The sequence below is a fragment of the Bowmanella yangjiangensis genome, from assembly GCF_017255015.1.
GTDB classification, from domain to species: domain Bacteria; phylum Pseudomonadota; class Gammaproteobacteria; order Enterobacterales; family Alteromonadaceae; genus Bowmanella; species Bowmanella yangjiangensis.
Genome location: NZ_JAFKCS010000008.1, coordinates 88,688 through 103,258, shown reverse-complemented (window position 1 = coordinate 103,258; position 14,571 = coordinate 88,688). Strand labels below are relative to the sequence as shown.

The following is a 14,571-nucleotide window of genomic DNA, read 5'->3' as shown; positions in this document are numbered from 1 at the left end:
CGTTAGTGGCGTGAAGCCTCAAGTGACATAGAATAAGGTTGGGCTGAACTGCTGCTTGCCCAGGCTTTATTCGGGGTTTGTCCCATGTCGAAATGTAGTTTGCCGCCGGCCTGAATCACGTGATGATCCAACCAGCTTTTATTCAGCGCTTTGCCATTTAACCAGGCTTGCTGGATATAAGGGCTGTCAGCCTGATTGTTGCTGGACTCAACCACAAAGGTCTTGCCGTCTTCCAGGGTGAGTGTGACCTTGTCAAACAACGGGCTGCCAATCACATACTCGGGCGTGCCGGGGGTTACCGGATAGAAACCCAACGCACTGAACACATACCAGGCTGACGTCTGACCGTTGTCTTCGTCACCACAATAACCATCAGGGGTAGCGGAATACAGTTTGTCCATCACATCACGCACTTTGTACTGGGCTTTCCAGGGTTGGCCAGCGTGGTTGTAAAGATAAATCATATGCTGGATAGGCTGATTGCCATGGGCGTAGTTACCCATGTTGACAATCTGCATCTCGCGGATCTCGTGAATAGTGAAACCATAGTAAGAGTCGTCAAACAGCGGTGGCATATCGAAAACCTGGTCCAGCTTATCGATAAAGGCTTGCTGTCCGCCCATTAGCTGTTTTAAGCCTTCGATATCGTGGAATACCGACCAGGTGTAGTGCAGTGCATTACCTTCGGTGAAGGCGTCACCCCATTTAAGCGGGTTGAAGGGAGACTGGAAACTGCCGTCTGCATTCTTGCCGCGCATCCAACCTGTGTCAGGATCAAATAAATTCCGGTAATTCAGAGAGCGCTGACGGAAGAGCTCAGCATCCTGCTCTTTACCAAGCGCTTTAGCCAGCTTGTACAAATTAAAGTCGGCAAAGGCGTATTCCAGGGTGCGGGCTGCATTTTCATGAATACCCACATCGTAAGGCACATAGCCAAGCTTGTTGTAGTAGTCCACACCTTCACGGCCCACTGACGTCATTGGGCGGCCTTCATTGACCTCAGCGTTTTTCTTCACCGCCTGGTACAGGGTCTCCATATCAAAACCGCGGATCCCTTTTAAGTAAGCATCGGCAATATTGATGGCGGAATTTGACCCAACCATGACGTTGCGATGACCAGGGCTAGCCCATTCAGGTAGCCAACCGGATTCCTTATAAGTGTTGGCCAGCCCCGCCATAATCTGCGCATCCAGTTCAGGATACATCAGGGTGAAGAAAGGAAAGACGGCACGGAAGGTATCCCAGAAACCGTTGTCGGTGAACATATAACCGGGCAGTACTTCGCCGTTATAGGGGCTGTAGTGTATCAGTTGGTTGTTGTTATCGTATTCATAGAACTTACGAGGGAACAGTAGCACCCGGTACAAAGCAGAATAGAAAGTGCGTACCTGATCCAGGTCCTGATCTTCTACCCGAATTCTGGACAACTCTTGCTGCCAGGTTGCTCTTGCCTTGGCTTGCGTCTGGGCAAAGCTGTCCTGGCCGATTTCTCGTTGCAGGTTTAGCTCGGCCTGTTCCAGGCTGATAAAGGAAGAGGCAACTTTGGCATGCACCTGCTCACCTCTTTGGGTCTTAAAGCCGATGATAGCGCCGACATGCTCACCTTTACTGCTCAGGCTGTTTTCTTGCAGCGTCCAGTCATCGTGCCAGGTGTGAGTCAGTTCGAAATCTTTATCAAACTGCACCACGAAGTAGTTATGGAAGTTCTCCGGCACTCCGCCATGATTGTTACGCGCATAGCCGACAATCTTGCGTTGCTCAGGCAGAATTTTCACCATTGAGCCCTTATTAAAGGCATCCAGCAGAATATATGCCTGTTCGGTATCCGGGAAGGTGAAGCGAAATTGTGCGGCCCGCTCTGTGGGCGTCACTTCCATGCTGGTGTCATAATCGGCCAGGTAAACCGAGTAGTGGTCAGGACTGGCTTGTTCGGCTTTATGGGAAAACCATGAAGCACGCTCGTCTTCTTTAAACTTCAATGACCCTGTTACCGCCATCAGTGAAAACGCACCGTAGTCATTTAACCAGGGACTAGGCTGATGGGTTTGTTTGATGCCACGCAGGGTGTCGTCATCATATTTATAAGTCCAGCCGTCGCCCATAGGCGCTGTCATCGGTGTCCAGAAATGCATGGCCCAAGGCGTAGCGATGGCTGGGTAAGTATTGCCATTGGACAAGCTGAACTTGGAATCCGTACCCATTAAGGGATTAACATATTGAACCAAATCTTCGGCCACCAGGTTGACCTTGGTCTGGTGCGATTGCTGGGGTGTCTGGTTGGCGCAGGCCAGTAATGACAGGCTGACCGCGACAAGGCAGGCATTACGCATTTTCATGTTCCACTCAATTGTGACCCAAATGTAGAGTCTGTAACAGGGTCAGGTTAACAATTCGTAAAACTGTAATCGATTACATTTGGAACGTCTAGATCAAAATGTCATTTCAACCGATAACCCAAATAAAAACGGCTATAACGGTTGATTTTGGCGTTATTATCTTACGATATGTTATTTTTGTTATCGATTACATCTATACTTGCTATTGCCTTTATGGGGTGAAATTATATAAACAGAAGGACAGGTGTGCATTGCCTCAGCCGATGGAAGGGCCCAGCAAACAACAGGAATCGTTAGCGTTCATGACTAATATAAAAAAGGTAAGTGAATTAGCCGGTGTTTCAACGGCAACAGTATCCAGGACACTCAAGAATCCTGAGCTGGTGACAGAGAACACCCGGGAAAAAGTGATGAAAGCGGTTCAGTTGGCGGGGTATCGGCCCAATTGGTTGGCGACTAGTGTTAAAACCGGTAAATCCAACTCCATCGTGGTGCTGGTGCCTAACCTGGTAAACCCGTTCTTTATGCGCATTATCGAGGGCATCGAGCAGGCTGCACAGGAAAAAGGTTACTCAGTGTTACTCGGGGATACGCAAGGCAAAGCCAACCGTGAAAACGAATACGCCAGTATGGTACTGACCAACCGAGCTGACGGACTGATTCAGCTTGACCACTCTTTTCCCTTCTCTGCCAATGACGCAGCTTTGGCTGAAAAAGTGCCTATGGTCAGTGTCTGTGAACGCATAGAAGGTGAGCGTCGCTATCCTTTTATTGAGCTTGATAACTATGCTGCTGGCAGAGCGTTGACTCATCATTTGATTAGCTACGGACATAGCCGCTTCGGTATTATTGCCGGTCAACGTACCAGTCAGATCCACCATGACCGACTGGCAGGGATTAAAAGTGTGTTGAACGAAGAGGGCATAGACTTCTCAGAAGATATGCTGGTTGGTGGCAGTTACCGCATTGAAACCGGCATTGAAGGTGTGCAGGAATTACTGAAACGGGACACCCCGCCCACGGCGATTTTTTGCTTCAACGATGATATCGCCATAGGTGCCCTGTATGAACTAAAACGCCAAGGCTTACGCGTGCCTGAGGACGTATCTTTGACCGGTTTTGATAATGTCAAAGTCTCGGCTTATATGGATCCACCGCTAACAACCGTTGACCAACCCGCCTATGAAATGGGCCGCCGCGCGGTGGATGTGCTTATCCAGCTTATAAATCGTCAACCCTTGTCGCGCACAAGAGAAATATTGCCCTTTCAGCTATTGGAGCGCGGAAGCACGGGGCCGGCCAAGGCCTGAAATCCCGCGATGGGGCTGGTGGTGACGTGGCTCCACACTAAAGATCGGTGCCGGATAACGCCAATTGGCTATTTATTGGATAGCTAAGCCTGGCCCGCTATTTTTCTCCACCGCCTGAATTGTGGAACCAAAGGCTATTCACGGGCAAAGAGTCTGCCTGGCGGTCTTCGCTTTCAATAGACTGAGTTTTCTTTACCTAGCCTGAAGTAACATTTTTAAACAACTTAGTTTTCTGTCTCACTAATTTTTTACAATTAAAAATCCAATTTAAATCAATTGGTTGGGCTTATCTTTGATGCTTCATTAAGTGGCAGTGGTTAAGGATTTGTTATTTCTCACCTTTTGGAACGTTGACAGGTTTTGGTACTGGGGCTAGTATTTTAACCAATTTGTAATCGATTACATTTTGGATTCGTGATTGATTGCAATGTGTAAAATCTAAGTAAAAGTGTAACTCACTGAAATTAAAGACCTATTGTGTCTTGTTGTTAATTCTGTGTTTACGATTACATTAATGCAAGTGGAGAAGCCAATGGCTACCTGGAACACAACAAAAAATACCTCGCCCTCAAGAGGTTTTGCCAAATCCCTGCTGTGCTTATCTGTATTGACTGCCATTGGGGCAACAGCCCAGGCGCAGGAATCCAGCGAGCAACAACAAGCGCAAGAGACAGAGGTCATTGAGATTAGGGGGATCCGTGCCTCTGCCTCAGAAAACCTGGCGGTTAAGCGTCTTTCTAATGCGGTGGTCGATGCCATTACCGCCGAAGATATTGGTAAGTTTCCGGACAAAAACGTCGCCGACTCGTTGCAGCGTGTTCCCGGTGTGGTGATTCAGCGCGATGGCGGGGAAGGGGCAACGGTAAGTATTCGTGGTTTGTCTTCTGACCTGACCTTTACCCAGCTTAACGGCAACTTTATTGCCTCTTCTCCTGGTGAGCCATCCCGCTCCTTCTCCTATGCATTGCTGCCTTCCACCATGATTGAGCGGGTAGAGGTATTTAAATCATCTGAAGCCCGTCTGGATGAGGGCGGTATAGGTGGTACCGTATTGATGCACAGCCGCAAGCCGCTGAGCATGGACAAGAATTCCGGTGTATTGAATGTCGAATACACCAACTCTGATATTACCGACAAGTATGAGCCGCAGTTTAGCGGTATCTATTCGTGGAAAAACGACGACGAAAACTTCGGTATGTTGTTCGGTTATACCCGCCAGGATCGTACTAATGGTTCGCAAAGCGCGCGGGTAAATATCATCAATAAAAACTTCCTGTATCAGGAGCGCCAGGACAACCAACTGGTTGAAGGTGGGGCTAAAGGTTACGCGCCACAAAGTATGGTGCAAGAAATCTGGGAAGAGAATCGCGAGCGCGAAGGTTATCAGTTTACTGCCCAGTGGCGGGTAACTGACAGCCTCGAATTTGGTATGAACTACTTTAAGTTCACCCTTGGTCAAAATGCGATTCTGAACCAGTTGGAATACCCCGAGTGGAACAACAATGACAATTTCTGGACCGATATTCGCGTAGATGCCGAAGCAGAGTATGTCACCGGCATTGATTATTCAGTTGGCACGTCCGGTGGGCAACGATTGTCGGCCATTCCGAGAATTAACGGTGAGTACATAGTTGAAGAATCAACCTCAGATACCTTCGACTTCTTCGCCAGCTACGAGGGTGACAATTATAAGGCCAGGCTAACCTTCGGTAAGACGGAAGCCGAAGGTGGCCCGTCTGAAAAATACCGTGCGGCTTACTATGCCAACGAAGCGTCTTTGTTCTATGGCTACGACCTGTCCGGCCACCGTATGACCACCTATATGGATCCTAATATGATCAATAATCTGGTGGCAGGTATTGGTGGGGAAGCAGACGTAGGCGCAACCGACTCAAGCTTTGTTACTGGCACGCAGGAAGAGAAGTATGCGAGCCTGGATGTGGATTACTACGTTGATTGGGGCATAGTTGACACCCTGCGTTTCGGTGCTAAATACCGTAACGGCAAGATTCACCGCGATACCCGTAATACCTTCTATCTGGCGCCAGACTTTGATATTGCTGCCGCAGAAGCAGATGGTGGGATTAATCTGGATGATGACTACTCGCGTAATGGCGGTATTCCGGATATCACCAAAGTGGTGAAGTCTGAATCCCTTGGCAATCTGTCGGATGTGATTAATACCAACTTGTTCCCTGCCGTTGACTGGCACAAGTATCAGCAACATCTGGTGGACAACTTCGTCAAGTACACCCGTATTGAGCCTAACTATGTTTACGGCGTAGAAGAAGAAATCACCGCGGCCTATATGCAGGCGGATTACCGCTACAAGAGTTTACGCGGTAACTTAGGCCTGCGTTTTGTGCGCACTACCACTACCTCTGGCTCATCTGACAAGATTAACTACCGCCTGGACTGGAAAGATGCTAACGGTGACATGCTACCCGAGGATGAGCAACGTGTAGAAGAGTTCGTCTACATTGAAAAAGAGAATACTCAGAACAAGATTCTGCCTAGCTTCAACTTAGTCTGGGATATTGATGACAACTGGGTTTGGCGTGTAGCAGCGGCCAAAGTGATGGCCAGACCTGGCTATGATGAAATCGGCCAGTTCCAGACGCTGACCTACACCTCTAACGAATACTCTGCAGACCGCTCTGCTGCTGATGACTTCGATACTATTCGTGATTCCGAGGGCTGGACTGGGTCAGGTGGTAACTCCAATCTGAAGCCGCTGGAGTCAACCCAGTTTGATACGTCACTGGAATATTACTACGGCGAAGGCTCGGGCTTTGGTATTGCGTTTTTCAAAAAGGACGTAGACAACTTTGTCGTGCCTTTGATTATCGACACTACCCGAAGCCTGCCTGAAGTGCAGTTCACCCTGCCAAATGCCGGTGACAAGGTGGTTAACGCGGGTGGCGACAATCTGCTGATTCGCGACTTTAGCACAGTGGCAAATGGTACTAACGCCAGCTCTAAAGGTACCGAAGTATTCTGGCAGCACTTCTTCGACAATGGCTTTGGTCTTTACGCAAACTACACGCGCAACAACACCAATCAGGCCAACGTAGAACTGGATGGCCAGAAGGTCGGTGAGTCGCCTTTAATCGGCAGCTCCAAGTATCAATGGAACTTGTCTGCTTTCTATGAAGATGACCTGTTTAGTGTACGTGCTTCATATAACAAACGGGGCCCGAGTGTAGGCGGCTATTCCGCTTCCTGGGAAACCAACTTCTACACGGCAGCTTACGACCAGGTGGATGTGAACGCCAGCTACAACCTGACCGACAATCTGGTGCTGTCAGCCTCAGTGATCAACCTGACCAAATCGGACACCTACCGACACCTTGGCAACGATACGGATAACCGCTTTATCCAGAATGCCTACAGTGGTCGTCGTTTCTACATGGGTGCTACCTACAGGTTCTAAGGGCCTGCCTGCGTAAGTGGGCAGCCGTAAAAAGATTCAGAGGAATTACAATGAAACATTTTAAAAACAACAAGTTGTATGCAGTAATTGCGCTCGCCATGAGCGGTTTATATGGATGTGGTGGCGCAGGCGAAGCCGATCCTGCCAATATCCCCGTGGTCATTGATACCACTTCCGCCGATATTAGTGGTTCTGCGGTTAAAGGCACCCTGAGTAATGCATTGGTGACAGTCACGCAAATGAACGGTTCTGATATCAGCATGGGCTCTGGCGACAGAACTGATGCCGACGGCAAGATCAGTTTCAGCGTTGAAGGAAAGCAGGGCTTTGGTATCAACGGTATGTTGAAAGTCGAAGTGAAAGCCGATGCCAGTACCAGTATGGTCTGCGATGCAATCAGCTGTGCCGGTGTGGATATGGGGGACATGCTCTCTGGTGCGCCTTTAGATGGCACCACCTTTACTACCCTGACTTACGTACAAGTACCTTATGCCAGCAATTCTGACGGCGTCGCTGATGCCAGCTTCCAGGCTAATGCCTTGACCACGGTGGCCTCAACCCTGGTGGCCGAGCAGGTCGCGGGTGGTCGCAATGTGTCGGTACGTCCACTTTACGAACTGGCCTTGTCTGATAACTCGCAAACTTTGCTCAAAGCGCTGGGCATTAGTGCCAAAGCTAACGTATTCAGCACAGAGCTGGTCAGTGCTGAGTCATATGAAAACTTTGTCACAGGCGAAAGCTGTGATGATGTGCCAAAAACTGATGCCGAGGGTAACCCTGTCACCGATGCTGAAGGTAATCCAGTAACCGAAGAAGTTTGTGTGGATACCTTGGTCAGTGGTGACATTATCAAACTGTCACTGGCTAACGCGGCCTTTGCCAACATCACTGAAGGAGAAAGCTTCAGCAGTTTAATGAATGATGTGGCAGGTGCTATCACCATCGCGCAGGAAGGGGATGTCAGTGTACTTACGCCATTGCGTGAGCGCATGTTGGCAAGCATCAGTGCCGTTCCTTATCTGCCAGAATTGGCTATCACGGCAGAGCAGGTTATAGACTTGTCTTTGGCTTTCCTGGACAGTGATACCAGCTCCGGCCCCGTGCATGAAATCACTACTGAGGCGAATCTGGCCTCTGCGGTGATTACTGGTCGTAACCGTATCAGTGATGCGGAAGCCGAAGCTATGGTATTTGACGGTAATCTCGATACCAAGTGGTTGGATCACAATGAATGGAAAGGTGCGCCAAGTGTTGAAGACCCATCCTGGCTGCAAGTACAGTTTGCCGAGCCACAGGCAGTAAGCAGTCTGTTTATTACCAGCGCTAACGATGCCCCGGCTCGTGATCCTGAAAACTTCCAGGTACTGGCTTCTAATGATGGTGAAAACTGGATTACCTTGGCCGAGTTTATTGGTGAGACCTTCGACGAGCGTTTTGAGCGTAAGGAATTCCGCTTTGTAAACGGACTGGAATTTACCCACTATCGTCTGAACATCACGAAGAACAAAGGTGATGACACCCTGATGCAAATAGCCGAGGTGGAATTTGTTGGTCCCATTTATACCAGCGCTGACCACACCGACCCGGTAGGCAGTGCCAATATCACGGCCCGCAACCGCATTGGTGATGCAGAAGCTGAGACTATGGCTTTTGACAATGATGTGGAAACTAAATGGCTGGATCACAACGACTGGAAAGGTGCGCCTACGGTAGAAGACCCATCCTGGGTACAGATCGATTTACCCGAGCCTAAGGCGGTAGATACCCTGGTGATTACCAGTGCCAATGATGCCGATGCCCGTGACCCGGAAAACTTCAATCTACAAGGCTCCAATGATGGTGAGAACTGGGTCACCTTGTCCGAGTGGATAGGTGAGAGCTTTGACGAGCGTTATCAACGTCGTCAGTTCAGTGTGGCCAACAGCCTGGCATTTAGCTCTTACAAGCTGAATATCACTAAGAACAAAGGTGATGACACCCTGATGCAGGTTGCCGAAATCGGTTTGGTCGGACCCAAGTTGCCGGATCTCAACCATGCCCTGATGGACGGCAAAGTGGTGACCTTCCGTAACGCTATCAGTGACACTGAAGCGGGCGACATGGCCTTTGACGGCGATGCACAAACCAAGTGGCTGGATCACAACGAGTGGAAAGGTGCGCCGAGCGAAGAAGAACCGTCCTGGGTTGAGGTCCAGTTCCCTGCGCCTGTTGCAGTGAATAAGCTGGGCATGATAAGTGCCAATGATGCAGATTCACGTGACCCGGAAAACTTCAATATCCAAGCCTCAAACGACGGAGAGAACTGGGTAACTTTGGCTAGCTGGATTGGCGAAGGCTTTGATGAGCGCTTTGAGCGTCGGGTTTTCCCCTTTAGTAACGATCTGGGCTTTAGCCACTACCGGGTAGAAATCACCAAAAACAAAGGTGACGATACGCTGATGCAAGTGGCTGAGATTGAGCTGATTGGTCCGCAGTATCAGTCGGTAGATCATTCGTCTGCTCAAGGTGTTGAAGTGACTGCGCGTAATGCCATTGGTGATGCCGAGGCCGGTCCGATGGCCTTCGACGATAATATTGAAACCAAGTGGCTGGATCATAACGAATGGAAAGGCGCGCCGAGTGAGGAAGACCCGTCTTGGATTCAGGTGGACCTGCCACAAGCCAAGATCGTCAGCAGCATAGCTATTACCAGTGCCAATGACGCGGATGGCCGTGACCCCGAAAACTTCAACATCGAAGGCTCCAATGACGGTGGCCTGACCTGGACTCGTCTGGGAAGCTGGATTGGTGAGTCTTGGGATAATCGTTATGAACGTAAACTGTTTGAAATGGGTAATGGATTTGCGTTCAACACCTATCGCATCAACATCACCAAAAACAAAGGCGATGATACCCTGATGCAAATCGCAGAAATTGAGCTTATTGGTCCTGACCTGTAAGCCCATCAGCCGGCGGCTACGCCGCTGGCATTTCTGTTGTATGGATAGTCGCCGCACAGGGAATTAACCTGCTGCGGCATTGTGTTTGATAGACGACCTGGAACAAATTGCAGGCAGAAAACAGACAGCTTAAAGCTGTTTCTGCCTGTGAAATGGCGGTTCGGCGAATGAACCAAACAGCAATGAGGTTTGTGTGAAGACCAAAAACCTGCAAGAGCAAGATCCCCTCTTCATGGGCATTGATGGCGGTGGTAGCCACTGTCGGGTCATGATCCAGAATGGTCAGGGTATGGTATTGGGCCAGGGCCAGGGCGGTCCGGCCAATCCGGTGTACGGTGTACAGCAGTGCAAGGATTCCATTATCAATGCCACCCGGGACGCGCTACGTGAGGCCGGGCTGGATGATAAGGCGATGGCACGTCTGGTGGTTGGTGGTGGTCTTGCTGGTTTGCACTTGCCGCAGATGCAAGCACAGATGCAGGCCTGGCAGCACCCCTTTGCGGCTTTGTATCTCACCACAGATTTGCATGCCGCAGCCCTTGGTGCCCATCAGGGCATGGATGGTGGCGTGATTATTCTGGGCACCGGATTTAGTTCTTTAGCGGCCTGTAAAGGCAAACTGACTCAGGTTGGTGGTTTCGGTTTCCCCATCAACGCAACTTGTAGCGGCGCCTGGTTTGGCCTTGAAGCCGTTAAAGCGGTATTGCTGGATGCTGACGGGGTAGGTTTGTCTACCAGCTTAACCCAGGCACTGCTGGAAACGCGCAGCGCAACCCAACTGGCCGAGGCCTTTATGCATGCCACGGCTACCGACTACGCCAAGCTTGCACCGCTGGTGTTTGAACAGGCGGATGTGGGGGATAAGGTCAGTCTGGGCCTGATTCAACAAGGTGCGGCCTTTATCAATCAGGTGATCCGGCGGTTGCTGGCTTGCGGCGTGACCCGTTTGGCCATGATCGGCGGTATTACCGAGCGCATCAAACCCTGGCTTGACCCGCAACTGGTGATGACGATTGGTCCGGCACTAGCGAGTCCACAGCAGGGCGCCATTTTGTTTGCCCAGCAATCCCATAAGCAGAAAAACAAGACTAAGGACTCCCTATGAGCTCAAGACGCGACTTTCTAAAACTATCTGCCATTACCGGTGCCGTTGGCATGCTGATGCCTAAGCTTGCTGGTGCATCCACCAAGGTCAACAAGCCCATTGTGGTGTCGACTTGGGAGCATGGTACCCCGGCAAATGAGGCGGCCTGGCAGATACTGGAAAAAGGTGGTCGCGCACTGGATGCTGTAGAAGCCGGTGTTCGGGTGCCTGAAGCCGACCCTAAAGTGCGTACCGTAGGTTACGGTGGCTATCCGGATCGCAACGGCAAAGTGACCCTGGATGCCTGCATTATGGATGAAAACATGAATTGCGGCTCGGTAGCGTTTTTGCAGGATATTAAACACCCGATATCGGTGGCGCGTTTGGTGATGGAAAAGACTCCCCATGTGATGCTGGTGGGAGATGGCGCCAAGCAATTTGCCCTGGAGCAGGGCTTCAAAGAAGAGAATCTGCTGACACCTGAGTCTGAAGCCGATTGGCAACAATGGCTAAAAGACCAGAAAGTACAGATGATCAATATCGAGAACCACGACACCATAGGTATGCTGGCCCTGGATGAAGCTGGTAATCTCAGCGGCGCCTGCACTACCAGTGGCGCGGCTTACAAAATGCACGGACGGGTGGGCGACTCGCCGCTAATTGGTGCTGGTTTGTATGTGGATAACGAAGTCGGTGCCGCCACCGCCACCGGCATGGGCGAGCTGATGATTAAGACTGTCGGTTGCCATTTGGTGGTGGAACTGATGCGCCAGGGCGCAAGCCCTGAGCAGGCCTGCCGCCAAGCGGTGGAGCGTATTGCCAGAAAGCTTGGCGACTATGCCCAGTTCCAGGTGGGCTTTTTAGCGCTGAATAAACGCGGTGAGTACGGGGCTTATTGTATTCAAAGCGGTTTTAACTACGCGGTCCGCCAGCAAAGCGGTGCCCAACTGATTGACGGTAAGAGTTTGCTGGGAGGCCAGGCTTGATGCGTGCCGGCTTGTTACTTCGACCTCTGATGCTAAGTGCCGCGCTGTTTGCCGCTGCTCTGCAGGCTGACAGCGCAAGGATATTGCATGACCAGCCACCTTTTGCGTTAACTATTTCGCAAACTAAAGCCTGGACGCCGGCAGAGGCCAGTGTTCAAAATGTTTCTGCGGTGCCACTGGCCCGGCGTTTTCCTGCCTTACTGGACGGGCAACAAGCTTCGCCTGCTAAGGTGCTGTATGCACCGGATGGCATGAACAACTTTGCCAATTATCTGCAAACTCAGCCGCAGTTTAACTTGTATAACTTTACGCACTGGTCACAGATTGACGTGCTCAACTGGTTTGCCGGTACTGCCGATTTAGGTATTCAGATCCCGGCCCGCCCTTGGGTAGAAACCGCCCATAAAAATGGCGTAAAGGTCATAGGCTCGGTATTTCTGGGGGTTGCCCAGTGGGGGGGCAGTGCCGATACCGCTGAAGCTTTGCTGGAGCAAGACGCACAAGGGCGTTTTGTGGTGGCAGACCGCTTGATAGAGATAGCCCGCTTTTATGGTTTTGACGGTTGGTTGATTAATCAGGAAACCGACCTTACCGCGGTTAAAGATGACAACAACCAGTTGCTTAAAGGGCAGAAGAACCAAGCAAGAGGCGAGGCGCTGGCCGCGCGTATGCTGGCTTTCGTGCAATACCTGACCGCCAAGGCTCCGCAAGGTATGGAAATCCATTGGTATGACGCCATGGTTGCCAGTGGCGAAGTGCGTTGGCAAAACCAACTGAATGACAAAAACCAGGTGTATCTGCAGGATAAGGTACGCTCATCCGACGCCATCTTTCTCAACTATTGGTGGGATCAGAAGATGGTTCATGCCTCGGTAGCTAAGGCCCAGGAATTGGGACGCAGCCCTTTTGATGTGTATGTGGGGGCCGACCTTTGGCCCAGTCGCAATGCTCAGCGTGCCTTTAGCCGCCATCAGTGGCTGGACTGGCTGTTTGAAGACGACCAGGCGCTTGCCTCTATCGCCTTGTTTGCTCCCAATGTGAATTATAACTTTGACGGCGAGTCGCATACCCCGGCCTTTAGCCAGTTCCAAAAAAATGCCGATGACGAGCAGGCCTTCTATACCACCGAGGTGCGACTGTTTGCCGGTGACGATTTAAACCTGGCCAAAGTCGACAGCGAGGGTTGGAAAGGGCTGGGAGGTTATCTACCGGCTAAATCCACCCTCAGCAGCCTGCCCTTGGTGACCTTTTTTAATACCGGGCAGGGCAAGCATTGGTGGCAGCAAGGCCAAAAGCAAGGCGGCTCCTGGTCCAATATGGCCTATCAGGAGCCACTGCCGACCTGGCAATTTGCCAATGAGGGCGCCATGAAGCTGCACTTTGCCTTTGATGATGCCTTTAACGGTGGCAGTAGTCTGGCCGTCACTCAGCCCCAAGGCGACAAAGCATATGCACCTTTGTATGCCACCGAGCTGTTACTCAGTGGCACAAGTCGCTTGTTAGTTACCAGCCGTGGCCAAAGCCATGGCTTGTCGCTGTTGCTGGAAACCGCAGACGGACAAACACTGCACTTGCCGCTTGATGCCACCGAGGACTGGTCAACACAGACAGTGTCGTTGCAGTCATTGGCAGGTAAGAAGCTGGTTCGCATCGCCTTGCAGGGCGATGGAAAACAGGCCATTGAGGCGCGTTTGGGTGGTTTGGAGATCCTGCCATGAGAGGCCTGGAAGTCTGTATTAATGCCGACGACCTGATGCACCTTGGTGAAGATGTGCGCGCGGTCCGCCTGGGCGGCGCGGTTCGTATTGAGCTATGCGGACAGATGCAGCATGACGGCCTGACTCCCAGCAGCGAAGCTATGCAGATTGCGCGGGACGCCTTTGCGAATGTACCCGGTATGCTCGTGATGATTCGCCCTCGCGGTGGTGATTTTTGTTACTCCCCTGATGAGCTTGAGCTGATGCGGGAAGGTATTTATCTGGCCGCTGAGCAGGGCGCCGACGGCGTGGTGCTGGGCATCTTGAACCAGCAGGCTGAACTGGATATGGCAAGTCTCAAACCCCTGGTTGAGCTAGCCACAAAGTTATCGTTGCAAGTGACCTTCCACCGCGCCTTTGATGCCATAGCTAACCCTAAGCTCGCCCTCGAGCAACTGATTGAACTGGGTATCAGCCGCGTGCTTAGCGCCGGTACCCCATGGGGTAGTGGCCAGGGCGCGTTGCAAGGACTGCCAGTGTTAAGCGCCCTGCTTGAACAAGCCGCCGGACGCATTGAGCTGGTGGTGGGCGGCGGGATTCAAATTGCGGTGCTGGATAGCCTGCTTCCGGCATTGCAAAACAAAGCACAAGCCTGGTCGGTGCACAGTTATTCGGCCCTGCTGGATAAGGGCAGAGTAAATCAAAGCTGGGTGGCCGATATGGTGGCCCGGTGTCAGGCGGAAAACCGGATGTGATCCGGTCACCGCAGCATTTTTATTTTCTAAG

General features: G+C 51.2%; 8 protein-coding genes. 7 read left to right on the top strand and 1 reads right to left on the bottom strand.

Annotated elements, in window-relative coordinates; all coding sequences use genetic code 11:
- Positions 1-2: 2 nt before the first annotated feature.
- On the bottom strand, positions 3-2,336 hold the full coding sequence (locus J0A65_RS10325; RefSeq protein ID WP_232849869.1) for a GH92 family glycosyl hydrolase: 2,334 nt from the start codon (positions 2,334-2,336) through the stop codon (positions 3-5).
- A 302-nt stretch (positions 2,337-2,638) separates the two neighbouring features.
- On the opposite strand from J0A65_RS10325, the gene J0A65_RS10320 reads away from it, so the two are divergent.
- The 7 genes from J0A65_RS10320 to J0A65_RS10290 all read left to right on the top strand — a co-directional run bounded on the left by J0A65_RS10320 (position 2,639) and on the right by J0A65_RS10290 (position 14,540).
- On the top strand, positions 2,639-3,646 hold the full coding sequence (locus J0A65_RS10320; protein ID WP_206594097.1) for a LacI family DNA-binding transcriptional regulator: 1,008 nt from the start codon (positions 2,639-2,641) through the stop codon (positions 3,644-3,646).
- Positions 3,647-4,178: 532 nt separating this feature from the next.
- Positions 4,179-7,079, top strand: coding sequence for a TonB-dependent receptor (locus J0A65_RS10315; protein ID WP_206594096.1), 2,901 nt, complete (start codon positions 4,179-4,181; stop codon positions 7,077-7,079).
- Between the two features lie 50 nt (positions 7,080-7,129).
- A complete protein-coding gene (locus tag J0A65_RS10310; protein ID WP_206594095.1) occupies positions 7,130-10,018 on the top strand; it encodes a discoidin domain-containing protein in 2,889 nt (962 codons plus the stop codon).
- 193 nt (positions 10,019-10,211) lie between these two features.
- Positions 10,212-11,123, top strand: coding sequence for a glucosamine kinase nucleotide-binding domain-containing protein (locus tag J0A65_RS10305; RefSeq protein ID WP_332874327.1), 912 nt, complete (start codon positions 10,212-10,214; stop codon positions 11,121-11,123).
- Positions 11,120-12,088: a N(4)-(beta-N-acetylglucosaminyl)-L-asparaginase gene (locus J0A65_RS10300; protein ID WP_206594094.1), complete on the top strand. Its 969-nt coding sequence runs from the start codon at positions 11,120-11,122 to the stop codon at positions 12,086-12,088. The genes J0A65_RS10305 and J0A65_RS10300 overlap by 4 nt, the downstream gene beginning before the upstream one ends.
- Positions 12,088-13,806 (top strand): endo-beta-N-acetylglucosaminidase, encoded by a 1,719-nt coding sequence (locus J0A65_RS10295; RefSeq protein ID WP_232849868.1) that lies wholly within the window; start codon positions 12,088-12,090, stop codon positions 13,804-13,806. Before J0A65_RS10300 ends, J0A65_RS10295 begins: the two co-directional genes overlap by 1 nt.
- Positions 13,803-14,540: a copper homeostasis protein CutC gene (locus J0A65_RS10290; RefSeq protein ID WP_206594093.1), complete on the top strand. Its 738-nt coding sequence runs from the start codon at positions 13,803-13,805 to the stop codon at positions 14,538-14,540. Before J0A65_RS10295 ends, J0A65_RS10290 begins: the two co-directional genes overlap by 4 nt.
- Positions 14,541-14,571 lie beyond the last annotated feature (31 nt).